This is a genomic window from Bradyrhizobium sp. sBnM-33 (genome assembly GCF_032917945.1).
Classification (GTDB): domain Bacteria; phylum Pseudomonadota; class Alphaproteobacteria; order Rhizobiales; family Xanthobacteraceae; genus Bradyrhizobium.
In genome coordinates this window covers 6,680,116-6,704,588 of the sequence record NZ_CP136624.1, presented here as the reverse complement: position 1 = coordinate 6,704,588, position 24,473 = coordinate 6,680,116, and the positions used below count along the sequence as shown (strand labels likewise).

Sequence of the window (24,473 nt, the reverse complement as noted above, 5' to 3'; positions counted from 1 at the left end):
TAGACAAGAGAAAATTGCACGTGTTCTAAGAATTCCCCGCGTCGGTGAAAAGCTGCACAAACAAAAAGGGCCGCGCAGTTGCGCGGCCCTTTCGTCGAGAGTGATCTAAGGCTGTTGCTTCGTTTACAGCTTAATCATGCGGTCGCCGCAGATCGCAGGCGGCTATATCCTTCCTGAATGAGCGACCAGAACAGCGCGATCAATCCCAGGATCATGATCGTGCTGACCAGCGGATTGGAAAGGAATACCCCAAACGATCCCTGGGATCCCAGAAGCGATTGGCGGAAGGCCTCTTCGGCCTTGTCGCCGAGCACGATCGCCAGCACCAGCGGCGCGAGGGGATAGTTGCACTTCTTGAGCAGATAACCGATCACGCCGAACACCAGCATCAGCATGACGTCAAATGTGCTGCTATGGACTGAATAGGCGCCGATCGCGCAGAGCACCAGGATAAGCGGTGCAATGATGCTGAAGGGCACGCGCAGGATTGCCGCGAAGATCGGCACGCAGGTCAGCACGACAATCAGGCCGACAATGTTGCCGAGATACATCGAGGCGATCAGGCCCCAGACGAATTCCTTCTGTTCGACAAACAGCATCGGTCCGGGCTGCAGGCCCCAGATCAACAGGCCGCCGAGCAACACCGCAGCCGTCGGAGAGCCCGGCACGCCGAGCGAGAGCATCGGCAGCAGGGCGGAGGTGCCCGCGGCGTGGGCCGCGGTTTCCGGCGCGACCACGCCTTCGATCTCGCCCTTGCCGAAGTTCTTGCCGTTCTTCGCCATGCGCTTGGCGATGCCGTAGCTCATGAACGAGGCCGGAGTAGCGCCCGCCGGCGTAACGCCCATCCAGCAGCCGATGAAGCAGGAGCGCAACGAGGTCATCCAGTATTTGGGCAATTCCTTCCAGGTCTGCAGCACGACCCGCAGATTGATCTTGGCTTTTCCACCGCGGAAGGCGAGCCCTTCTTCCATCGTCAGCAGGATTTCGCCGATACCGAACAGTCCAATCACCGCGATGAGGAAGTCGAACCCGTTCAGCAATGGGGTGAAGCCGAATGTCAGCCGCAGCTGGCCGGTGATGGAATCGAGTCCAACAGCGGCAAGCGCAAAGCCGATCATCATGGCCGCGATGGTCTTGAACGGTGGCTCCTTACTGAGGCCGACGAAGCTGCAGAACGCCAGGAAATAGACCGCGAATTTCTCCGCAGGCCCGAATTGCAGTGCAAAACCTGCAACCAACGGCGCGACCAGCGTGATCATGACGACTGCGAACAGCGCGCCGACGAAGGAGGAGGTGAAGGCGGCCGTCAGTGCTTCGCCGGCCTTGCCCTGCTGCGCCATCGGATAGCCGTCGAACGTGGTGGCTACCGACCATGGTTCGCCGGGTATGTTGAAGAGAATCGAGGTGATCGCTCCGCCGAACAACGCGCCCCAGTAAATGCAGGACAGCATGATGATGGCCGAGGTCGGCGGCATCGAGAATGTCAGCGGCAACAGGATGGCAACGCCGTTGGCGCCGCCCAGTCCCGGGAGCACGCCGATGATGACGCCGAGCACGATGCCGAGGACCATCACCATGATATTGAACGGCTGCAGCGCGACTGCAAAGCCGTGAAAAAGATTGACGAGTTCTTCCATCCCGATAATCCAATCCTGACTGAGCGTCGAAGTTACAGATCGAGCCACTCTTCAACCGGCCCCTTGGGAAGCGGGACCATGAACCAGCGTTCGAAAATGAAGTAGGTGACAATGGGCATGCCGAACGCCACCGCCAGCACGGTAAGCCAGCGGTATTTGCCCAGCCATCGCATGAACCATGCGATGAAGATGATCGAAGCGACGTAGAGCCCAGTGAATGGCATAGCGCCGACATAGATGGCTGTCGGAATGACGACGCTCAGAACCTGACGAAGCTGTCCCCACTCCGCGAACAGTCCGTCATTGTCTTCGCGCAGCCCGTTCCACAGATTGATCCCGCTGGAAGCGACGATGAAAAGCCCGATATAGAATGGGAAGAACCCGGCGCGGGGGCCCTCAGCGCCCCAATTGATCCCCGCCTTGAGGCTGCCGGCGATCACGATCACTCCGAACAGGGCGATCAGTAGGGTGACGCCTGCTTCCACGAGCTTGTGGGTCGGGCCGGTGTTGCTCGAACTGCCTGTTGTCATCGAAACTCCATGCGCAATCAAGCCCGCGGAAACCGAGCCCGACGTCTGCGTTGCTACCCCAATCGATCAGTGCTTCTCGGTCAGTTGCTCGGAGCGAGGAAACCGGCCTCTTTCATCAGAACCTGATGACGCTTGTCCTCGGCCTCGACCCATTTGGCGTATTCTGCGCCGGTCAGGAAGGTCGTGTTGAAGGCGCCGCTCTTCATGAAGTCCTGCCACTCAGGAGTGGCGCGAATTTTCTTGAACAGATCGACATAATACTCGACTTGGTCCTTGGTGGCCCTGGGCGACATGAAGATGCCGCGCAGCATCAGATATTCCATGTCGAGACCTGCCGACTTGCAGGTCGGAATGTCCTTCCAGGCCTTGCCGTCCGCGATCGGCTCGTCGTAGGCCATCGGCTTTGAATCAAAAACGCAGAGGGGGCGCAGCTTGCCGCCGCGCCATTGCGCGACCGCCTCGATCGGATTGTTGACGGTCGAATCGACGTGGTTGCCGACGAGTTGAACGGCGACTTCGCCGCCGCCCTTGTAGGGAATGTAGGTGAACTTGGTGCCGACAGCTTTTTCCACGGCGACAGTGATGATCTGATCTTCCTGCTTCGAGCCGGTGCCGCCCATCTTGATCGAGCCGGCGGGTGCGGCCTTCACGGCGTCGATGTACTCCTTCGCCGTCTTGTACGGCTTGTCGGCGTTCACCCACAGCACGAATTCATCCAGTGCCAGCATCGCGACCGGCGTGAGATCTTTCCAGCTAAACGGTATTCCGGTGGCAAGCGGAGTGGTGAAGAGGTTGGAGAGCGTGATGATGATCTTGTGCGGATTTCCGCCCGATCCCTTGACGTCGAGGAAACCTTCGCCGCCGGCGCCGCCCGACTTGTTGATGACGACCAGCGGCTGCTTCATCAGATTGTGCTTGGTGACAATGCCCTGGATCGTGCGCGCCATCTGGTCGGCGCCGCCGCCTGTGCCGGCGGGAACGATAAATTCGACAGGCCGCACCGGTTCCCACGCCGCAATTGCAGGAGCCGTGGCGCTGCTTGCGCACAGCGCTGCAATCGTTCCTAACGCAAATTGTGTAGAACGCCTCATTTGCTTCACTCCCGTCGAACTGTGGTTACGCCGTTCTTTGCCGGCTTATTAAGTTCATTCCCGATCAAAAGATCAGGTCTTCATGCACCCATGATCGTCGCGCCGCAATGGTTGCCTCAACGCGACTCCCGCAGGTTCGAATTGTACGAGGGGCCTGATCGGGCGGCATCCGCTCTTTTCGGCCAATTGTGAATCTGAGAAGCGCAAGAAGAGGGGAAGGCACGCTCGCGCTGCCTGTTCCTTGCGATATCGCCTTCGCTGTCCCTTGCGGACTGCACGGCCTAGCTCCCCCTGGTATGCGCCCTTGTTCTGGTATGAGCGTTCTGAGCATTGTTGTATATGATATGCCACCATGCAAATGGTTTTTGGTTTCGATAGAAGACCCGGCCAATTTGTCGCAGGTGGCGCCCAAACAGGCAATCGGTGAGCGGAAAACGAAAACGGCCCCGGAAACCGGGGCCGTTGATGGAAATGCAACCTAAGATTGCCATGGGATTTCGCGGGGTCGCGCGAAAAAGCCCTTATTGGAGAAGCATCAGAGGCCGAAAGGGGGGAGGTCGCCGCTGCGAACCGCAACGCGGCTGCTCGCGATCAGAAGGCGGTCGATGGAAGCCATCAGGCGGCCGAACAGGGTACTGGAGGGCAGGAGGCCGATGGATGCAGTCTTGGACATGGATGTCCCCTTTCTGAAGTGGCGGAGGAGCCTCGCTTTCGCGGTACGAGGACAGCTTATGTATACCAGATACCAGCAGCAATGGCTTTGTTTGCATAGCAGCAATCAGATGGTTGCAATGCAGCAATGAGCTGAGCCGCTGGCACTCCAGAATGAAAAAGGCCGCCGGAAACCGGCGGCCTTTGTATTCCAGAATCCCAGACTGCTTATTCGGCCGCCTGCTTGCGCGGCGGGTCGAGTGCGCCGGAGTCGTGGATTTCGGCGACCTGGTGATCGCTGAAGCCGAGGACCTGGCGTAGGATTTCGTCGGTGTGCTCACCGAGCAGCGGCGAGCGGGTCACTTCGCTCGGTGAGTCCGACAGCTTGATCGGATTGCCGACCGAGATGTACTTGCCGCGGGTTGGGTGATCGACCTCGACCACGGTGCCGGTGGCACGCAGCGACTGGTCTTCCGCCAGTTCCTTCATCGACAGGATCGGGCCGCAGGGGATGTCGTCCTTGTTGAGGATCTCCATCGCCTCGAACTTGGTCTTGGTCATCGTCCACTGTTCGATGCGGGCGAAGATTTCGTTCAGCCGCGGCAGGCGAGCCGGGGGCTTGGCGTAGTTCGGATCGGTCTTCCAGCCGGGTTCGCCGATCACGTCGCAGATCTTCTCCCAGACCGGGGCCTGGGTGATGAAATAGATGTAGGCGTTCGGATCGGTCTCCCAGCCCTTGCACTTCAGGATACGGCCGGGCTGACCGCCGCCGGAATCGTTGCCGGCGCGCGGCACGGCATCGCCGAACGGAATGCCTTCGCCATACTGGCTGTATTCCTTCAGCGGCCCATGGGCGAGGCGCTGCTGGTCGCGCAGCTTTACGCGCGCAAGGTTCAACACGCCGTCCTGCATTGCCGCGGTAACGCGCTGGCCCTTGCCCGAGTGCGTGCGCTGATAGAGCGCGGTGACGATGCCGAGCGCCAGATGCAACCCGGTGCCGCTGTCGCCGATCTGCGCGCCGGTGACGAGCGGCAGTCCGTCGCGGAAGCCGGTGGTCGAGGCGGCGCCGCCGGTGCACTGCGCGACGTTTTCGTACACTTTGCAGTCTTCATACGGGCCGGGGCCAAAACCCTTGATCGAGGCCACGATCATCTTCGGGTTGATGCTGTGAATCTTCTCCCAGGGGAAGCCCATGCGGTCGAGCACGCCGGGGCCGAAGTTTTCCACCAGCACGTCGCAGCTCTTGATCAGCGCGGTGAGGACTTCCTTGCCCTTCGGGTTCTTGGTGTCGAGCGTGATCGAACGCTTGTTGTGGTTCAGCATGGTGAAATACAGGCTGTCCACGTTCGGGATATCCTGCAACTGACCGCGCGTGATGTCGCCGACGCCGGGGCGCTCGACCTTGATCACGTCGGCGCCGAACCACGCCAGCAATTGCGTGCAGGTCGGGCCCGACTGGACGTGGGTGAAATCGAGAATGCGAACGCCCGTGAGCGCCTTAGACATATGTTCTCTCCTCTTACTATCTTGTGCCGTCATGCCCGCGGAGGCGGGCATCCAGTAGTCACCGTCGGTTCAGTCGGACGCAGCCTTCGTCACACGATGGTTCGGCGGTTACTGGATCCCCGCCTGCGCGGGGAATGACGCCGATGGGTTGATCAATTCACTTCTTTTTCAGAACGCTCTGCGGATTGAGGTTGCCGATGCGGCCGCTCTCCGAGCCTGCCGCCGGATCGATCACGGCGTTGATCAGCGTCGGCTTGCCGGAATCCATCGCCGCGTTGACGGCGCGCTTCAATTCGTCGGGCGAGGTGGCGTTGATGCCGACGCCGCCGAAGGCTTCCATCATCTTGTCGTAGCGCGAGCCCTTGACGAACCCGTCGTCGCCGGATCCGAACCGCCGGTGTTGACGTCGGTGCCGCGATAGATGCCGTCATTGTTGAAGATGACGATGCAGACCGGAAGCTGGTAGCGGCAGATGGTCTCGATCTCCATGCCGGAGAAGCCGAACGCCGAGTCGCCTTCGACCGCGAGCACCGGCTTGCCGGTTTCGACTGCGGCTGCGATCGAATAGCCCATGCCGATGCCCATCACGCCCCAGGTGCCGACGTCGAGCCGCTTGCGCGGCTTGTACATGTCGATGACGCCGCGGGCGAGATCGAGCGTGTTGGCGCCTTCATTGACCAGGATGGCGTCCGGCCGTTCCTTGATGATGGTGCGCAGTGCGCCGAGCGCGCCGTGATAATCCATCGGGGAAGCGTTGCTCATCAGCTTCGGCGCCATCTTGGCGACGTTGTCGTCACGCTTCTTGTTGACGGTCGAGACCCAGTCGGCTGGCGCGGCCGGCCAGTTGCTGCCCATGCCCTCGAGCAGAGCGGACACGCAGGAGCCGATATCGCCGACCACGGGGGCCGCGATCTCGACGTTGGAATCCATCTCCTTCGGCTCGATGTCGACCTGGATGAATTTCTTCGGCGCATCGCCCCAGGTCTTGCCCTTGCCGTGCGACAACAGCCAGTTGAGGCGGGCGCCGATCAGCATGACGACGTCGGCGTCCTTCAGCACTGTCGAGCGCGCCGCACCGGCCGACTGCGCGTGCGTATCGGGCAGCAGGCCCTTGGCCATGCTCATCTGCAGGAACGGTGCGCCGGTCTTTTCGACGAAGGCGCGGATCTCGTCGTCGGCCTGCGCGTAAGCCGCGCCCTTACCGAGAATGATGAGGGGGCGCTTGGCGCCCTTGAACACGTCGAGCGCGCGCTTGACGGCTGAGGGGGCAGGGATCTGGGCGGGGGCTGCGTCGATCACCTTCACCAGCGACTTCGCGCCGGCGCCGGCATCCATCACCTGGCCGAAAAGCTTCGCCGGCAGGTCGAGATAGACGCCGCCCGGACGTCCCGACACCGCGGCGCGGATCGCGCGGGCAAGACCGATACCGATGTCGGCGGCATGCAGCACGCGGAACGCTGCCTTGCAGAGCGGCTTGGCGATCGCAAGCTGGTCCATCTCTTCATAGTCGCCCTGCTGCAGGTCAACGATCTCGCGCTCGGAGGAACCCGAGATCAGGATCATCGGGAAGCAATTGGTGGTGGCGTGGGCCAGCGCAGTGAGGCCGTTGAGGAAGCCGGGCGCCGAGACCGTGAGGCAGACGCCCGGTTTTTTGGTGAGAAAGCCGGCGATCGAAGCCGCGTAGCCGGCGTTCTGCTCGTGGCGGAACGACAATACGCGCATGCCCGCGGCCTGCATCATGCGTCCGAGGTCGGTGATCGGGATGCCCGGCACACCATAGATGGTACTGATGCCGTTGAGCTTGAGCGCGTCGATGACGAGATGAAAGCCATCCGTCAGTTCTTGCTCGGTGCCCGGTGCTTCGGACTTGGTCGCGGTATTCAGCATGGGCTTCATCTCCCTGATCGTTTTGGTTCGGACGATTTTTCGTCGTCTTCTGGTGCGAAGGTTCGTCTAGCTAAAAAGTTCCTGCCCGTGCGCTTCGACGTAGGCGGCTAGGCCCAGCGTGTGGTCGCGCGCGCGCTTCTCGGCGAGTTCGGTGTCGCGTGCTTCCAGCGCTTCGATGATGCCAAGATGTTCGGGCAGCGAGGTCGCGGTGCGGTCCTTCCGTCCGATGGTCAATTGCCGGTAGCCCCGCACATGCAGCAGGAGATCGTTGGTCAGATCGACCAGCACCGGCGATTCCGAAAGCGAGATCAGCGCCTGATGGAACGCGATATTGGCCTTGGAGTATTCCTCGACATGATCCTGCGGCAGCCGGTCCTTGCCAAAGTCCTTAAAGAAATCGCGCAGCGCGGTGATGTCCTTCTTGCGCGCGGTGGTCGTGATCAGGCGCGCCGCCATGCTCTCGAGTGCGGCCCAGGCGCGGATCATGTCGACGATCTCGGTCTTGGTGCGGCGAACCACGACGATGCCGCGACGCGGCACGGTTTTGACGAAGCCATCCTGTTCCAGCATCGCGATGGCTTCGCGAATAGGGGTGCGGCTTACGCCGAGGCGTTCGGACAGCGCGCGCTCGTCGAGCATCACTTGCTCGGGAGTCGCATAGATATCCATCTTGAGAATAGCTTCCTTCAAGGCCTCGTAGGCCTTGTTCTTGAAGCTCGTCTCAGGCGCAATCCGGACGATTGCGATATCTGCCTCAGCCATGACAGGCGGCGCCTTGGTTTGTTTACGTGCGGGCACGACTCGTCTCCTCCCTGTTTTGGAGACGTCTTCTTAGCAGAAGAAACACCCGAAGATTTTTGGCATACCAAATACCAGGATGTCAAGATGCCCGCGTTTTCGCTGTTTCTGCGCGATAGTTTACCTTGACAATCTAATCTCTGGCATACCAAATGCCATAAAACTAGCCCCAGGAGGAAGCCAATGTCAAATTCTGCAGATGCGGCCCGCAAGATCGTCGAGCCGAGCGCCCAACAGGCTGTCCGCCGGGTGCTCGATACGGTGAAAGCCGAGAAGCGCACGAGCCTCACTGCGCCGGAAGGCAAGGTGGTGTGCGATGCTTATGGCATTCCGGTTCCCAAAGAGGGCGTGGCCAAGTCTGCCGCTGATGCATCCAAGATCGCATCCAGCATGGGCTTCCCGGTGGTGATGAAGATCGTCTCGCCGGACATTCTCCACAAGACCGAAGCCGGCGGCGTCATGGTCGGGGTCAAGACCGCGTCCGATGCTGAGGAGGCCTATGACACCATTCTCGCTAATGCGAAGAAGTATAAGGCCGACGCGAAGATCGAGGGCATCCAGGTCCAGCAGATGCTGGCCGGTGGCACCGAGGTCATCGTCGGCTCCATTACCGACGGCTCGTTCGGCAAGCTGGTGGCGTTCGGCCTCGGCGGCGTGCTGGTCGAGGTCTTGAAGGACATCACCTTCCGCCTCGCGCCCGCGACCAAGGACGATGCGCTGTCGATGCTCGACGGCATCCAGGCCCATGACATGCTGAAGGGCGTGCGCGGTGGCGATCCGGTCAGCCGCGATGCGCTGGCTGATGTCATCGTCAAGGTCTCGCAGCTCGTCAGCGACTTCCCCGAAATCGTTGAACTCGATCTCAATCCGGTGTTCGCCACCAAGAAGGACGCGATTGCAGCCGACGTGCGCATCGTCGTCGATTTCGATTACAAACCGCGTCCGGCGCCGCGCCCGACCGAAGAAATCGTCGCGGCCATGAACCGCATCATGCAGCCGAAGGGCGTTGCCGTGATCGGCGCCTCCGCCGAGGACGGCAAGATCGGCAACTCCGTGATGAAGAACCTCATCAACGGCGGCTACAAGGGCGAGATCTATCCGATCCATCCGAAGGCGGCCGATATTCTCGGTTACAAGGCCTACAAGAGCGTCAAGGACGTGCCCGGCGTGATCGACACGGCGGTGTTTGCGATTCCCGCAAAATTCGTCGCCGGTGCGCTCGCCGAATGCGGCGAGAAGAAAATTCCCGGCGCCGTGCTGATCCCGTCGGGCTTTGCCGAAGCCGGCGCGCCTGAATTGCAGGCCGAAATCGTCGAGGTCGGCAAGAAGTACAACGTTCGCCTGATGGGGCCGAACATCTACGGCTTCTATTATACCTGGTCGAACCTCTGCGCCACGTTCTGCACCGCCTACGACGTCAAGGGCCATGCGGCTTTGTCGTCGCAATCCGGCGGCATCGGGATGGCGATCATCGGTTTTTCGCGCTCGGCGAAAATGGGCGTGTCGGCGATCGTCGGTCTCGGCAACAAGTCTGACATCGACGAGGACGATTTGCTGGCGTTCTTCGAGCAGGACCCCAATACCAACCTGATCGCCCAGCACTGCGAAGACTTGAAAGACGGCCGTGCTTTTGCGGAGGCGGCCAAGCGCGTCTCCAAGAAAAAGCCGGTGGTGGTGCTGAAGGCGGGCCGCACCTCGGCCGGCGCCAAGGCGGCCTCGTCGCATACCGGCGCGCTCGCCGGCAACGACAAGATATATGAGGACGTCTTCAAGCAGTCGGGCGTGATCCGCGCCCGCAGCTTGCGGCAATTGCTCGAATTCGCGCGCGGCATGCCGGTGCTGCCGACGCCGAAAGGCGAGAACGTGCTGATCATCACAGGTGCCGGTGGCTCGGGCGTGCTGCTGTCGGACTCCTGCGTCGACAACGGCCTTTCGCTGATGTCGATGCCGCCGGATCTCGACGCCGCGTTCAGAAAGTTCATCCCGCCGTTCGGCGCGGCTGGAAATCCTGTGGATATCACCGGCGGCGAGCCGCCGATCACCTACATCAACACCGTGAAGCTCGGCCTGTCGGATGAGCGCATCCATTCGCTGATCCTCGGCTACTGGCACACCATCGTCACCCCGCCGATGGTGTTTGCCCGCAACATGGTCGAGGTGAAGAAGGAGATGGAGGCCAAGGGTTTTGTGAAGCCGATCGTCGCCTCGCTTGCCGGCGACGTCGAGGTCGAGGAAGCCGCCGAATATCTCTACCAAAACGGCATCCCGGCCTATGCCTATTCGACCGAACTGCCGGTCGAGGTGCTCGGCGCCAAGTACAAATGGGCACGCGGCGCCGGCTTGCTCTGAGATTATCAACAGTAAATGCCGCTTCGGAAAACCATCCGAGGCGGCATTTTCATCTGATGACGTTCGGTAAACTCGCCCGCAGCGGGGAGGGCCCGTAGGATGGGTGGAGCGAAGCGATGCCCATCAATACCGGTAGCACTGGTCATGTGATGATGGGTTTCGCTTCGCTCTACCCATGCTACGGCGCAGTACGGATGGATGCAGGTCGCGATGAAGAGAGACGTGATCCGGCGCAAGGCCGTCGAGCCTAAATCCACCGCAGACCACGAAGCCGATGTCCGCGACAGCGGCGTCCAGTCCGTCGACCGCGCGCTCTCGATCATCGAGACGCTCGCCGAAGACGACGAAGGTTACCGCTTAAGCGATCTCGCCATCCGCACCGGGCTCTCGACCTCGACCGTGCATCGCCTGCTCGGCACGTTGGAAAGCCGCCGCTTCGTGCAGTTCGACCGCACCGAATCGAAATGGCATGTCGGAGCGCGCTGCTTTTCGGTAGGGGCGACGTTCGCACGCCGCCGCAATTTCACGGCGCAGGCGGTGCCTTACTTGCGCAAGCTGCGCGACTTGACGCGGGAAACTGCCAATCTCGCCGTGGTCGATGATGAATCGATCATCGTGCTGACGCGCATGGAAAGCCGCGAGATCATGCGTTCGCTGACCAAGGTTGGCGGCCGCGTCGCGATGGTGGCCTCCGGCGTCGGCAAGGCAGTGCTCGCGACCTATTCCAACGACGACGTCAGCGCGATCATCCATAATCACGGCATGCCCCGGCTGACGGAAAAGTCGATCGTGCGGCCGGGCGAGCTGTTCAGGGAGCTCGAGAAGATCCGCCGCCAAGGCTACGCCATCGACGATGAGGAGGCCTGCATGGGCCTGCGCTGCATCGCCGCCGTGGTCTATAACGACTGCGCCGAGCCCTTAGCCGCGATCTCCGTCTCCGGCATGACCAGTCGACTGACCGACGAGCGGCTGCCGATACTCGGGCAGACGGTGCGGGAGGTGGCGGCGGAATTAACGGCGGCGCTCGGTGGCGTGATGCCTGGGGCGAAGTCGGCCTGAGCCGGGTTGCGGTCCGTCATTGCCGCCGAGAGAAATTAGGTCTGGCGGCGAGAGCCCCGACATCAGTATATCCATGCATCGCTGTCCATGGCGCGGCTTCGAGGGACGGTGTCCTTCGATTCAGCGATTGGGAAAATTCATGCCTTCTGAAACCCGCTCGCCCCGTCTCGCGGTTCTGATCGATGCCGACAATGCGTCCGCAAAGATTGCGGATGGTCTGAGGAGATCGCCAAGATCGGCGAGGCCAGCGTTCGCCGCATCTACGGCGACTTCTCCAATGCCCGATCCAAGGCCTGGGCCGATATTCTGTCGAAGCACGCCATCATACCGCAGCAGCAGTTCGCCTATACGACTGGAAGGAATGCGTCCGACATAACCCTGGTCATCGACGCGATGGATCTGCTTCACAGCGGTCGGTTCGACGGATTCTGCCTGGTGTCTTCCGACAGCGATTTTACGCGACTTGCCGCCCGCATCCGGGAGCACGGCGTCGATGTGTTCGGGTTCGGCGCGCAGAAGACGCCGGAAAGCTTCAGGCAGGCCTGCCGAAGATTCTTCTATACCGAGAACCTGCTTGGCAGCACGGCCAACACTCAGGATGCCGCCTCGAGGTCGCAGCCGCTGCAATCCCCTGATGAAGCCACCTCTATCATCAAGAAGGTCATCGCCCAGATGGAAAGCGAAGACGGGTGGGTCGATCTTGGGGAAGTCGGAAAACAGATTACCAACCTGGCCCCGATTTCGATTCGAGGACCTTCGGCTCCCGCAAGCTGAGCGACCTCGTGCGAAAGACAAATTCTTTCGAGATCGACCAGCCCAAGGGTGGATCGATGCGAATTCGGATCAAGCCCACCGCCGGATCACCTCCGAAGACACGAACCGCTCGAAACCCGCGGGTGAGTAAACCGAAGGCTGTTTGAGCCCGACCGAAACGGGCGCAACCACAAGCCATCCATGATTAGCGGCATGGCACGGGTCCGCTTTTGGCACCAACAGCAGACCTCCTTCACACTGGCTCGTGGGTCAAAGCACGTCTCTTTCTTCATCAGACAACACACAACCACAGAGTTCCATTGGACAGCTGTGCACTTGGTTTTACCGTTCATTAAGGCGGCGCGCTTTAAAGTGGCGAATAGATAGAACTACAACTTTAGATTCTCTCGCTGTTAATCGCCGTCATCTCTCTAGCTCTACGGCAGGAGCGACGCTTTTCGCGATGATGATGGTTGCGGGCGCGGGGTCTCGGAGCTGCACATATGAACATACCCGCCGCAATCATCTCGGCCGCCATCGGCGCAGCATTATTCGCGGGGATGAACGCCTTTCAGTATCGGCCTTCTTTGATCACACCCGACTACTCGCTGGGCATGATTTTCGCAACGAAGCACTCCAAAGCTCGCACTGCAGTTACTCGTTTGCTGATCGATCCGGTATCGGCGGATTTTAGTGCGTTGCGATCGGTTGAAGACGACGGGGCGGAGTACGTTTGCGGCACCGTTAGGGCGAAAGATAAATCCGGCCATTATGCCGAGTACCGCGACTTCGTTTACACGGTGGCGGTCGACCTTGCCCGTATCGACGACGACGGTCGGATTGCACATCGGCATGCTGCATTCAGGAGATGCCCGGTTTCGGAGGAACAAGACGTAGCCTTGCGGAAGATGCCGATAACGCCCGGCACAGCCTCGATGGCGAAAACCATTCAAACGATCATGCCAACAGCGGGGCCCTCGATTCTGTCCACCATGACGCCGGATATGTCGGCGGGCGGCGCAAAGTCGTCCGGTGGAACCTTAGAACAACAAGTTGGTCAGATGGCAAGCCAGCTCGGTTCAACAGGCCAGCCCGGGCGAGTAGGACAAGGAGCGAATTCGACATTCAAGGCCGCGCTAGGGAACCAGAGCGAGTGGCGCAGCGAACAGCCACCCGCCACATGGCCGACGTTTCCGTTGGACCACCCGCTGGCGAGACCAACCCAAAGACGCGCAAGCCATGGCCTTGGCCAAAGATGTCGACGACCGTTGGGAGCAATCGAATTCCGGGGCCTCCATTTCGCGTCCTTCATCTGATGAAATCAAAGAAGCCTGCCGCGCGCTGCTCGCAATTGATCCGAAAGACGAGGCGTATCCAAAAGCGTGGGCCGCCTTCGTGCGGTTGCGAAGAATCGATCGCGACAGGGCCTCTTGATGATCGGCTTCGAAGTCGAATGTCCGTTGTGGGTTAAAAGCTCCCCTCTTCGGAATGACCGCTTCTGGCGGATTTCGTTGTAAAAGTCTTTTTGGGGTGACGAACGAAAATTTTCAGGGACGCTGACGCGTGTTGCACGTGGCGACGTGAGGGAACCACGTCGTTCCTCGGAAAAACGACCACGGACCTGCGTAGCGGCGTGATGTGGCTTCGCAACGTTACAGCTCTCTGAAAATCACCTTTCGCGAGATTTTCGGGGTCGTTCGATTTTCGACTTTTGCAACAAAATCGGCGCAAAGCGCACAGTTGGCAGGGCCTCTCGATCCGCTAGAGTGTCTCGCAACGGATGAGCGGACGCGGTTGCGTCGTCTGCTGCAAGAAGATGCAGGGGGAAGCATGGGTCGGAAGATCGCGATCGTCGGAGCGGGTGCCGTCGGCGGGTATGCCGGTGCCCATATGGTGCAGGCGGGCGAGGATGTCACGTTCATCGATCCCTGGCCCGAGCATGTCGAGCACATGAGGAAGCACGGGCTGCGCGTCACGCACGCCACGGACGTTGCGGAATTCTCGGTGCCCGTGCGCGCGCTCCATGTCACGGACGCGCAGCAGCTCGCCAAGGAGAAGCCGGTCGACATCGCCTTCGTCTGCATGAAATCCTACGACACCGCCTGGGCCACCATGCTGATCCAGCAATATCTGGCGCCGGACGGCTATGTCGTGTCGCTGCAGAACTGCATGAACGAGGAGACGATCGCCGGCATTGTCGGCTGGGGCAAGACGCTGGGCTGCATTGCCAGCAGCATCACGGTGAACCTGCCGGAGCCCGGCCATATCCACCGCGGCGCCGGCAAGGGCGGGGCGGCGCACACGGTATTTCGCGCCGGCGAAGTACACGGCCGTATCACGCCGCGGGCGGAAGAGGTCTGCCGTCTGGTCGGCTACTCCGATAGCGCCAAGGTGACGGGGAATCTCTGGGGCGAGCGTTGGTCGAAGCTGGTCGCCAACGTCATGGGCAACGGGCTCTCCGCCTGCACCGGACTGCCGGGCGCAGAAATCCTGCAAAGCGAGCCGCTGCGCCGTTTCTCCACGCGGCTCGGCAGCGAAGCGATCCGGGTCGGACAGGCGCACGGCTATCAACTGGAAGAGATTTTGCATCTGCCGCCGGACACGATCGCGCGTGCCGGCGAGGGCGACGAGGAAGCCATGCTCACCTGCGACGAGCAGCGTTTCAAGGACTCAAAGCGCACGTCTTCCCAGCAGCGCCCCTCGATGGGTCAGGACATGCAGAAAGGCCGGCGCACGGAGATCGAGTTCCTCAACGGTTTTGTCGTGCGCGAGGGCGAGAAGCTTGGCATCGCCTGCACTGCAAACGCCGCGCTGACGGATATCGTCAAGCGCGTCGAGCGTGGCGAGCTGAGCCCCGATCCGCGGCACATCACGGAATTGCGGATGAACTGATCCGCCTCGCGTTACTAACTGCGTTTGCGCAAGGCCACGCCGTGACAAAGCAATCGATCTCGCCAAGTGCGAGCTTCGCTCTGCCTGCGCCTCGTCTAGTTGACGGGTCCGCCGCGACCTAAATGTTCCATATCAGGCTCGAGTCTCGTTATCCCGGTCATCCGGTTGACCATGATCGTGATGAGCCAAAGAACGATGCCCACCCCGATCAGGACCCCGGCGACCCGGTACTGAACGGGGTCACGGCCGGCCCAGGGACTAGCGAGGAAAGCGCAAACCATGGCGCCCAGGATCGGCAGAATAGTCGGCGTGCGAAAATGCTGATGACTTACAGAATCGCGCCGAAGCGCCAGCACCGCAACGTTAACCACCGTGAAAACGCATAACAACAGGAGCGCGGTGGTGCCTCCGAGTGCCGGCACCTCACCGACGAACGTGATCAAGGCAAACGCCAGCAAGGTCGTGAAGCCGATAGCGACATAAGGCGTCCGCCGCGTCCTATGTACTCTCCCGAGAGCTGGCGGAAGCACATGCTCGCGGCTCATGCCATACACAAGGCGACTGGCCATGAGCATATTGATGAGGGCGGTATTGGCCACGGCAAACATGGTGATGAATCCAAAGATCCAAATCGGAAAATTTGGCGCGCCCTGTTGGACGACCTTCAGAAGGGGTGTTTCGCCTTCGCCCAATTGCTCCGGCGCCACCAGCGTGATTGCCGAGACCGAGACAAGAACATAGATGAGACAGGTAATCACAAGGCCTGCAAGCAGCACCTTTGGAAAGTCACGGCTTGGATCCTTGCATTCCTCGGCCATGTTGACCGAGTCCTCGAAGCCTACCATGGCAAAGAATGCGAGCGTGGTCGCGGCAATCACCGGCCAGAAAATGCCGCCGTCAGCGGTCGAACGAAACTGAATTACACGCGAGACATCGCCTTGGCCCAACCCGATCGCCCAAAGGCCGATAACAATGATAATCAGCAGCCCCGTCAGCTCCACACAGGTGAGAACGACGTTAGCTTTCAGACTTTCGCCAACACCGCGGAAATTGACTGCAGCAACGAGTGCCATGAAAACGAGACCGGTAATCGTGATGGCAAAGGCCGATAGGTTGAGGCCCATTGCGCCCGACATGTTCGCGGCGAAAGCCCGGGAAGCGGTCGATGCCGAGGTGATACCTGAGCACATCACCGCAAATGCAACGATGAACGTGACGAAATGGATACCAAAAGCCTTGTGGGTGTAGAGAGCCGCGCCGGCTGCTTTCGGATATTTCGTGACCAGTTCGAGATAGCTGAACGCGGTCACAAGGGCGACCACAAACGCAATCACAAAAGGCAGCCACACGACACCGCCGACTTGCTTCGCCACCTGGCCTGTGAGCGCATAGATTCCGGTGCCGAGAATATCGCCGACAATGAACAGCAGGAGCAGCCAGGGGCCCATGACCCTACGAAGGCTCGGTTCAGCGGCGATTGATTGAGCACCGGCGTTCATCGGGACATCGGTCATCGCACGTCCTTTTTATCGGTGGCGCAAGCGCAGTCTACCGGTAGTTGAAGGCCTTGTGCAATAATTCTGCCTGGGGTTCGGCAGTGCGAATTGGCTGAAAATCCGGAACCATTGCCAATCGCCGGCATTCAATTGGCTGGCTCGAAGCGGATCTCAGGAGGACTGGATATGCGATTGATCACATCAACTGCGATACTGGTCCTATCGGTGCTTCCTGCGCTCGCTGATCGCGCAGTCACTGAAGACGAGCGCGCAAAGCTTGTCGCTGCGGCTCAGGCCGAGGGATGCTCAGGCGGCAAGCTCGAGATGGATGAAGACGACCAGCAGTTTGAGGTCGATGACGCCGTCTGCGCGGACGGCAAGAAGTACGACCTCAAGTTTGATATGCAAATGCGCATCAAGCGAAAGAACCTGGATTGAGTTCCGGCGCAAATCCTCCTCGCAACGGCGTTCTTACAGGATTTCCATCACGTTCGTGAACCAAGCGCCTGATATGTCGCGCATTTTCTAACTTCCTCCCACTCCGCGGGAAATAAAATCACCCGCGTTGAGATCGCGCCTCACCGCCACGAAGATCGCCGCCAGAGCCAACACTGTTTGAGCGAGGCGCGACATGGCGAAGATGCGGGCGATCGATGCGGCTGTGCGGATCCTGGAGAAGGAAGGCGTGACCATCGCCTTTGGCGTTCCGGGCGCCGCGATCAATCCGTTTTACTCCGCACTGAAGAAGCGCGGCTCGATCGGGCACATTCTGGCGCGCCATGTCGAGGGCGCCTCGCACATGGCCGAGGGCTATACCCGCGCCAAGGCGGGCAATATCGGCGTCTGCATCGGCACCTCGGGGCCGGCCGGCACCGACATGATCACCGGGATTTATTCGGCGATCGCGGACTCGATCCCGATCCTGTGCATCACCGGGCAGGCGCCGCGCGCGCGGCTCTACAAGGAAGACTTTCAGGCCATCGATATTGAATCTGTTGCCAAGCCGGTGACGAAATGGGCGGTGACCGTGCGCGAGCCGGCGCTGGTGCCGCGCGTGTTCAGCCAGGCGTTTCATGTCATGCGTTCGGGCCGTCCCGGTCCCGTGTTGATCGACCTGCCGCTCGACGTGCAGCTTGCGGAGATCGAATTCGACGACGAGACCTATGAGCCGCTGCCGGTCTACAAGCCCGCGGCAACGCGCAAGCAGATTGAGAAGGCACTCGACATGCTCAATGCCGCGGAGCGGCCGCTGATCGTGGCGGGCGGCGGCGTCATCAATGCCGACGCGTCGGAACTGCTGGTGCAGTTCGCCGAGACGGTCAACGTTCCCGTGGTGCCGACGCTGATGGGGTGGGGCGCTATCCCCGACGATCACGTGCTGATGGCGGGCATGGTCGGCTTGCAGACCAGCCACCGCTACGGCAACGCGACGATGCTGCAATCCGACTTCGTGCTCGGCATCGGCAACCGCTGGGCCAACCGGCACACCGGCTCGATCGAGAACTACATCAAGGGCCGCAAGTTTGTGCATGTCGATATCGAGCCGACGCAGATCGGACGCGTGTTCAATCCCGATTTCGGCATCGTCTCCGACGCCAAGGCGGCGCTGGAATTGTTCGTCTCGGTCGCCAGGGAATGGCGCAGCGCCGGCAAGCTGAGGGAGAGGCAGGCATGGCCGGCGGCCTGCCAGGACCGCAAGCGCACGATGCTGCGCAAGAGCCATTTCGACGACATCCCGATCAAGCCGCAGCGCGTCTATGAGGAGATGAGCAGGGCCTTCGGACGCGAAACCTGCTATGTCAGCGTGATCGGGCTGTCGCAGATCGCCGGCGCGCAATTCCTCGGTGTTTACAGTCCGCGCAACTGGATCAATGCGGGGCAGGCCGGCCCGCTCGGCTGGACGCTTCCCGCCGCGCTTGGCGTTCGCGCCGCCGATCCTTCGCGCCAGATCGTCGCGCTGTCCGGCGACTATGATTTCCAGTTCCTGATCGAGGAGCTTGCGGTCGGGGCGCAGTTCAAGCTGCCCTACATCCACGTCGTCGTGAACAACTCCTATCTCGGACTGATCCGCCAGGCGCAGCGCGGCTTCGACATGGACTACCACGTCCAGCTTTCCTTCGAGAACATCAATGCGCCCGAGCTCGGTGTTTATGGCGTCGATCACGTTGCAGTGGCTGAAGGGCTCGGCTGCAAGGCGATCCGCGTCACCGATCCGAACCACGCGCAAGCGGCGTTCGCGACCGCGCGCGAATGGATGGCGGAATTCAAGGTGCCTGTCGTCGTCGAGTTCATCTTGGAGCGCGTTACCAACATTTCGATGGGCACCGAGATCGACAACATCATCGAATTCGAGGAGGTGCTGGACTTGCCGCTGGACGACACGCCGGCCAAATCGACCGCGCCGCAATCCGGCAAGCTGCTGCCGGCATAAGGGGAGAATCTGATCGTGCCGAAATTTGCCGCCAATCTCACCATGCTGTTCAGCGAGCAGCCGTTCCTCGATCGCTTTGCCGCCGCCAAGGCCGCGGGATTTCACGGGGTCGAATATCTATTCCCGTACGATTTCGACAAGGCCGATCTGCGCGAGCAGTTGCACCAGCACGGCCTGACCCAGGTGCTGCACAATCTCCCCGCCGGCAACTGGGCGGCCGGCGAGCGCGGCATCGCCATCTTGCCTGACCGGGTCGATGAATTCCGCGACGGCGTCGGACGCGCCATAGATTACGCCAAGGCGCTCGATTGCCGTCAGCTCAATTGCCTGGTCGGCATCGCGCCTGACGGTGCTGATGCGACCGATCTCAACGAGACATTGATCGGCAATCTCCGCTTCGCGGCGGATGCGCTCGCCAAGGAGCAGATCAAGCTCCTGATCGAGCCGATCAACACCATCGACATCCCCGGCTTTTTCCTGAACAAGACCGCACAGGCGCTTCAGCTCATTGCGGATGTGCGCTCCAGCAATCTGTTTGTGCAGTACGACATCTACCACATGCAGGTGATGGAGGGTGACATTGCCCGAAGCTTGCAAAAGCATCTGCCGCGCATCGCCCATGTGCAACTCGCCGACAATCCTGGCCGCAATGAGCCGGGTACCGGCGAGATCAACTATCCCTTCCTGTTCAGGCATCTCGACGCTATTGGTTATCGCGGCTGGATCGGCTGCGAATACAAGCCAAGGACGACGACGGTCGAGGGCCTCGGTTGGCACGCCGCGCTGACCGCCGATACCTAAACAAAAAACAAAGTAAGGGGAGTTGAAATGATCGATATCGGCTTTATCGGCCTCGGCACCATGGGGCGCCCGATGGCGGGCCATCTCCAGACGGCAGGCCACCGCCTGTTTCTGCACGACGTCGCGCCGATTGCACCGGAGCTCGTTGCGGCGGGAGGTGTTGTCTGCAAATCCGGCAAGGAGGTCGCCGAGCAGGCCGACGTCGTCATCATCATGGTGCCTGATACGCCGCACGTCGAGGCGGTCTTGTTCGGGCCGGGCGGCGTCGCCGAGGGGCTCTCGAAGGGGCAGATCGTTGTCGACATGAGCTCGATCTCGCCGCTCGCCACCAAGGAGTTTGCGAAGAAAGTCGAGGCGCTCGGCGCCGATTATCTCGACGCGCCAGTATCCGGCGGCGAGGTCGGCGCGAAGGCGGCGAGCCTCACCATCATGGTCGGCGGACCGGAGCGCGCGTTCAACGCGACGAAGCCCGTGTTCGACAAGATGGGCAAGAACGTCACCCTCGTCGGTGCCAACGGCGATGGGCAGACCACCAAGGTCGCCAACCAGATCATCGTGGCGCTGACGATCGAGGCAGTGGGCGAGGCGCTGTTGTTTGCATCAAAAGCCGGCGCGGATCCGGCGCTGGTGCGTAAGGCGCTGATGGGCGGCTTTGCATCGTCGCGGATTCTCGAAGTGCATGGCGAGCGCATGGTGAAGCGCAACTTCGAGCCGGGCTTTCGCATCGAGCTGCACCAGAAGGATCTCGATCTGGCGCTAGAGGGCGCACGTGCGCTTGGCCTTTCCTTGCCGAGCACGGCGCTTGCCCAGCAATTGTTCAGCGCCTGCACCGCGCATGGCGGCAAGGCATGGGACCATTCGGGAATGGTGCGCGCGCTCGAAATGATGGCGAGCCACGAAGTCGCTAAAGCCTGATCTCTTGTACTCCCTGTGACTGGAACCGCGCCGAACCATCGGCGCGGCCCTTTGTGCTGAAACCGGAACCTTCTCACGCCTCCCGTGGTTGAGACACATCATCAATTTACTGGAGAATGAGATGAATAATCGTTTGGCAGTTTCACTGATTGCTGCGTCGTTGCTGACCTCTGGCGCGGCATTCGCGCAATCGACAACTGCGCAGGGTGCCGCGGACGGAGCTGCCGCGGGCGCTGAAGTCGGTGGCCCGATCGGCGCGATCGTCGGCGGCACGGTGGGTGCCGCAGTCGGTGCTGCCGTAGAAATTCCGAACGCCGTGATCAATTCGGTCCCGCGAGACCGTTCTGTCGTGGTTCGTGAGCATGTGGTGGTGGGTGAGCCGCTGCCGCCGACCGTCGAACTGCGTCCAGTGCCGCGGCACACCGAGTACCGCTATGCGGTGGTCAACGATCGCCGGGTGATCGTCGAACCGCGCACGCGCAGGGTTGTGAGGATCCTCGACTAGAGCCTTTTCGGTTCTGATTGAATCAGAGCCGGGCTCTAGATTTTTGTTTTGACGCGTTTTCTTGACGCGAACCGGTGTCCACTTCGCTGGAAAACGCTCTAACGAACGCAGGTCTTATTGAGCCATCCTCGCGGGCGATCGTCCCGCGAGGATTTTTCTTCGATGCGCTGTGGCGAGATCGCCTGATCTTCCAGTCGAGAACCATAGCGGCCGCAAGCCCGACGGATGCCGCCAGCGCGTCGACGACAAAGTCCTCCAGGCGGGCATGCCGGCCCGGCGCCCAGAACTGCAGGATCTCGACCAAACCGGTGAAGCCGATAACGAAGGCCGCCGAGCGCGACCGATCTCGCGCATAGGCCAGTCCGAAGGCCACTCCCAGCAGCACAAAGGCAAGCGCATGCTCCCCGTTCTGCCCCAGGTTCGAGTGCGGCCGTTGCTCCGCCGGTCCGAGGGTCGCGAAGGCGATGGCGGCGGCAAGGCCCCAGGCGAAAAGTCGAAGAATGATCGTCATCGGGACGGCATAGCACGATTTACGCGCCTGCCAGCCCATGCACGCGAAATTGGCGACACCTGTGGTTAATTGGCCTCAGAGCGACTCCCGTATGCCCAGACCGTGCATGAAGCGCTCCCGGATTTGTACGGGGTCGCGGCGGGTGGTGCCCGTGCCCGGCTTGTCGTCGATGCGGACACCGATCAGCGTCGGGCCCGCGGTCGACATGGACTTCTCGACCAGGCGTTCGAAATCCTCCTCGTCCGCCGCCCAACTGCTGTTGGCGAGCCCGCTCGCGACAGCGATGGCGACGATGTCGGCGACGGCGGCACCCGGCGTCGGTTGCGCACCGGTGATCTGGTAGATGCCGTTGTCCATCACCACCATGGTGAGGTTTTTCGGCTTAAGTGTCGCGATCGTCGACAGCGAACCCAGTTGCATCAACAGCGAGCCGTCGCCCTCGAGCGCGAACACCCGGCGTTCTGGTTGCGCGAGCGCCACGCCAAGCGCGATCGGGAAGGCGAGGCCCATGCTGCCGAGCATGTAGAAATTCTGCGGCCGGTGGCCGGCGGCCCACAGGTCGAAATTGGTGTTGCCGATGCCGCCGATCACGGCTTCCTCGTTCTTCAGCTTCGCGACCAGCCGCGAGGTGAGATCGAAGCGGTTCATGACCCTGGTATTGCGGGCAGGGGTGTCGCTGTTCATTGCATCGCTCACTTGTCGAAGACTTTGCCGCCGGTCAGAAGCGGCGAGAGGATCAGCGCCACCGGCGCCTGCGTTGTGATGGCCTGCTTGATAGAGCGGTCGACGATGAATTCGAGTTCATCCAGTCGGGTGATGGTGTGATGCTCCATCGCGAGCGAGTCCAGCACCGGCCGCATGGTGCGGCAGACCAGCGACTGGCCGTAGTTGAATTCGCCGAGCGTGCCGCGCTCGGACACGAACATGATCAGCGGGATCTGATAGGGGATTGCCAGCGACGCCAGCACGTTGGCCAGCGTTGCGAATCCGGACGTCTGCATCAGCACCGCGCCGCGCATGCCACCCATCCAGGCGCCGGAAACGATACCGACCGCTTCCTCTTCGCGTGCCGCGGGGAATGTGGTGAAGAAGGGATCGGCGTGCAGGTTCCTGATCAGCGTCGTCAGGACGCGGTCGGGCACGTAGGGGACCAGGCGGATATCGTTGTGCTTGAGGGTTTGCAGCACGATGCCGTGCCAGCTCTTCTCGGAAGCTTCGGGCAAGCCTTTGTCCTCCGTAACCGCCATTTTGGTCTCCTTAACCCGCGACGTCTTCGTTCGCGCTCGTCCCTGGAGCGGCGAAACTTGACGCCATCGGCGGGATTGTCAACATGTCCCGACCGTATCCGGCTCTGCGCTTCGCGGCGCTACACTCGGCATGCGACGATGTGAGATAACAAGATCAATGTCGGGGAGGGGTAATGGCGAGACGGGTTCGGAATGGTGGCGCCGCTTGCTGCCGCCCCAGGCGCCACTTCCGCGCCGCCTGCATTTCCGTCGAGACCTGCCTCTTGACCGCGGTCGCAAGCTTCCATGTTTCCGTCCGGCCACGCCCTACGATATTCCGTAACTGAAAGTTGCCAAGGAAAATGACCGTCAACAACAAACGTGTGTTCTATGTCAAATATCTCGCCCACGAGATCTATGTCGATATCCTGAAAAGCCGCGCCGATGTGCGGCTCGACCGGCTGGAGAATGACAGTCCCGATACGATCGCAGCGCCGATCTTGTCGGCGGCGCATGCCTACCAGGTGGGCGCGGCGCGTGACGAGATCGCCAGGCATTTTCACGGCGATCAGGATTTGTTGCGGCGGGCGCCGAACCTCCTGATCGTGTCCTCGAACGGCGCTGGCTTCGATCCCGTGGATGTCGATGCCTGCACGGCGGCTGGCGTGCTCGTCGTCAACCAGTCCGGCGGCAACGCCAATTCGGTCGCCGAGCATGCGCTGGGGATGATGCTGACGCTGTCCAAGCGCATCCTTGAATCTGACCGCGCGCTGCGCCGCCAAGCCAACGTCAACCGCAACGCGCTGATCGGCAACGAAGTGCAGGGCAAGACGGTCGGCATCGTCGGCATCGGCAATGTCGGCCGCCGTATCGCCGAGCTCTGCAACGGCCTATTACATATGAAGGTGATCGCCTACGATCCCTATCTGACCGCGGAAGAAATCGCCGCCCGCGGCGGCGAAAAGGTCGAGCTTCATGATCTGATGCGCCGTTCGGATTTCGTCTCGATCTCCTGTCCCCTGACCAAGGACAATCGCCGCATGATCGGCGCCCGCGAGTTCGCGCTAATGCAGCCGCACGCCTTCTTCATCACTACGGCGCGCGGCTTCATTCACGATGAGGAAGCGCTGTACGAGGCATTGCGCGACAAAGGCATTGCTGGAGCCGGTCTCGACGTCTGGGACAAGGAGCCGCCGCCGCCGGAGCATCCGCTGCTGCAGTTCGACAATGTGCTGGCGAGCCCGCATACGGCCGGAGTGACGAAAGAAGCGCGCATCAATATGGGCAGGATCGCCGCCGAGCAGATTCTCGACGCGCTCGACGGCAAGCGACCGCCGCGCATCGTCAATCCCGAGGTGTGGCCCGATTACGCCAGGCGCTTCGAGCGCACGTTCGGATTTGCGCCGAAATAGGCCATCACCTCCGCGAGAAAGAC

Annotated in this window: 20 protein-coding genes and 2 pseudogenes; 11 read left to right on the top strand and 11 right to left on the bottom strand. The window is 61.1% G+C overall.

The features are described 5' to 3' along the window. Positions 1-134: 134 nt before the first annotated feature. From RX328_RS31735 to RX328_RS31705, 7 genes and pseudogenes are all read right to left on the bottom strand, one after another. A complete protein-coding gene (locus RX328_RS31735) occupies positions 135-1,637 on the bottom strand; it encodes a tripartite tricarboxylate transporter permease (RefSeq protein ID WP_213251820.1) in 1,503 nt (500 codons plus the stop codon). Between the two features lie 32 nt (positions 1,638-1,669). Beyond that, complete coding sequence (locus tag RX328_RS31730) at positions 1,670-2,167, bottom strand: tripartite tricarboxylate transporter TctB family protein (RefSeq protein ID WP_213251821.1); 498 nt, start codon at positions 2,165-2,167, stop codon at positions 1,670-1,672. Positions 2,168-2,247: 80 nt separating this feature from the next. After that, on the bottom strand, positions 2,248-3,258 hold the full coding sequence (locus tag RX328_RS31725; protein WP_213251822.1) for a Bug family tripartite tricarboxylate transporter substrate binding protein: 1,011 nt from the start codon (positions 3,256-3,258) through the stop codon (positions 2,248-2,250). Positions 3,259-3,793: 535 nt separating this feature from the next. Then, positions 3,794-3,931: a hypothetical protein gene (locus RX328_RS31720; RefSeq protein WP_213251823.1), complete on the bottom strand. Its 138-nt coding sequence runs from the start codon at positions 3,929-3,931 to the stop codon at positions 3,794-3,796. A gap of 206 nt (positions 3,932-4,137) precedes the next feature. Beyond that, complete coding sequence (frc, locus tag RX328_RS31715) at positions 4,138-5,415, bottom strand: formyl-CoA transferase (protein ID WP_213251824.1); 1,278 nt, start codon at positions 5,413-5,415, stop codon at positions 4,138-4,140. A gap of 157 nt (positions 5,416-5,572) precedes the next feature. After that, positions 5,573-7,302 (bottom strand): annotated as a pseudogene (gene oxc / locus RX328_RS31710) (oxalyl-CoA decarboxylase). A gap of 66 nt (positions 7,303-7,368) precedes the next feature. Then, positions 7,369-8,064: a GntR family transcriptional regulator gene (locus tag RX328_RS31705; RefSeq protein WP_051379524.1), complete on the bottom strand. Its 696-nt coding sequence runs from the start codon at positions 8,062-8,064 to the stop codon at positions 7,369-7,371. A gap of 219 nt (positions 8,065-8,283) precedes the next feature. Between RX328_RS31705 and RX328_RS31700 the strand changes: the two genes are divergently transcribed. The 5 genes and pseudogenes from RX328_RS31700 to RX328_RS31680 all read left to right on the top strand — a co-directional run bounded on the left by RX328_RS31700 (position 8,284) and on the right by RX328_RS31680 (position 15,153). Continuing rightward, on the top strand, positions 8,284-10,449 hold the full coding sequence (locus RX328_RS31700) for an acetate--CoA ligase family protein (RefSeq protein ID WP_213251825.1): 2,166 nt from the start codon (positions 8,284-8,286) through the stop codon (positions 10,447-10,449). A gap of 210 nt (positions 10,450-10,659) precedes the next feature. Further along, entirely contained in the window at positions 10,660-11,508 is an 849-nt protein-coding gene (locus tag RX328_RS31695) for an IclR family transcriptional regulator (protein ID WP_213251826.1), read from the top strand. A 139-nt stretch (positions 11,509-11,647) separates the two neighbouring features. Further along, positions 11,648-12,428 (top strand): annotated as a pseudogene (locus tag RX328_RS31690) (NYN domain-containing protein). 336 nt (positions 12,429-12,764) lie between these two features. Beyond that, on the top strand, positions 12,765-13,577 hold the full coding sequence (locus RX328_RS31685; protein ID WP_249726413.1) for a hypothetical protein: 813 nt from the start codon (positions 12,765-12,767) through the stop codon (positions 13,575-13,577). A 514-nt stretch (positions 13,578-14,091) separates the two neighbouring features. Beyond that, a complete protein-coding gene (locus RX328_RS31680) occupies positions 14,092-15,153 on the top strand; it encodes a ketopantoate reductase family protein (RefSeq protein ID WP_213252397.1) in 1,062 nt (353 codons plus the stop codon). A 95-nt stretch (positions 15,154-15,248) separates the two neighbouring features. Here the strand turns inward: RX328_RS31680 and RX328_RS31675 are convergent, their stop codons facing one another. Next, positions 15,249-16,667, bottom strand: coding sequence for an APC family permease (locus RX328_RS31675; protein WP_249726516.1), 1,419 nt, complete (start codon positions 16,665-16,667; stop codon positions 15,249-15,251). Between the two features lie 90 nt (positions 16,668-16,757). Between RX328_RS31675 and RX328_RS31670 the strand changes: the two genes are divergently transcribed. The 5 genes from RX328_RS31670 to RX328_RS31650 all read left to right on the top strand — a co-directional run bounded on the left by RX328_RS31670 (position 16,758) and on the right by RX328_RS31650 (position 21,301). After that, positions 16,758-17,087: a PepSY domain-containing protein gene (locus tag RX328_RS31670; RefSeq protein ID WP_249726514.1), complete on the top strand. Its 330-nt coding sequence runs from the start codon at positions 16,758-16,760 to the stop codon at positions 17,085-17,087. A gap of 193 nt (positions 17,088-17,280) precedes the next feature. Next, a complete protein-coding gene (gene gcl, locus RX328_RS31665; RefSeq protein ID WP_213252396.1) occupies positions 17,281-19,080 on the top strand; it encodes a glyoxylate carboligase in 1,800 nt (599 codons plus the stop codon). Positions 19,081-19,095: 15 nt separating this feature from the next. Then, positions 19,096-19,881, top strand: coding sequence for a hydroxypyruvate isomerase (gene hyi / locus RX328_RS31660; RefSeq protein WP_213252395.1), 786 nt, complete (start codon positions 19,096-19,098; stop codon positions 19,879-19,881). 27 nt (positions 19,882-19,908) lie between these two features. Further along, positions 19,909-20,796, top strand: coding sequence for a 2-hydroxy-3-oxopropionate reductase (locus RX328_RS31655; protein ID WP_213252394.1), 888 nt, complete (start codon positions 19,909-19,911; stop codon positions 20,794-20,796). A gap of 121 nt (positions 20,797-20,917) precedes the next feature. Then, entirely contained in the window at positions 20,918-21,301 is a 384-nt protein-coding gene (locus RX328_RS31650) for a DUF1236 domain-containing protein (protein WP_213252407.1), read from the top strand. Positions 21,302-21,323: 22 nt separating this feature from the next. Here RX328_RS31650 and RX328_RS31645 read toward each other — a convergent pair whose 3' ends face one another. From RX328_RS31645 to RX328_RS31635, 3 genes are read right to left on the bottom strand one after another with little or no spacing between them, the layout of a single operon-like run. Next, positions 21,324-21,851: a VanZ family protein gene (locus RX328_RS31645; RefSeq protein WP_409410820.1), complete on the bottom strand. Its 528-nt coding sequence runs from the start codon at positions 21,849-21,851 to the stop codon at positions 21,324-21,326. Positions 21,852-21,887: 36 nt separating this feature from the next. Then, positions 21,888-22,496, bottom strand: coding sequence for a thiamine pyrophosphate-dependent enzyme (locus RX328_RS31640; RefSeq protein ID WP_213252393.1), 609 nt, complete (start codon positions 22,494-22,496; stop codon positions 21,888-21,890). Positions 22,497-22,504: 8 nt separating this feature from the next. Beyond that, positions 22,505-23,059, bottom strand: coding sequence for a thiamine pyrophosphate-binding protein (locus RX328_RS31635; protein WP_213252392.1), 555 nt, complete (start codon positions 23,057-23,059; stop codon positions 22,505-22,507). Positions 23,060-23,400: 341 nt separating this feature from the next. Here RX328_RS31635 and RX328_RS31630 point away from each other — a divergent pair, with 341 nt between their 5' ends. Beyond that, entirely contained in the window at positions 23,401-24,450 is a 1,050-nt protein-coding gene (locus RX328_RS31630) for a hydroxyacid dehydrogenase (protein WP_213252391.1), read from the top strand. Positions 24,451-24,473: the final 23 nt, after the last annotated feature.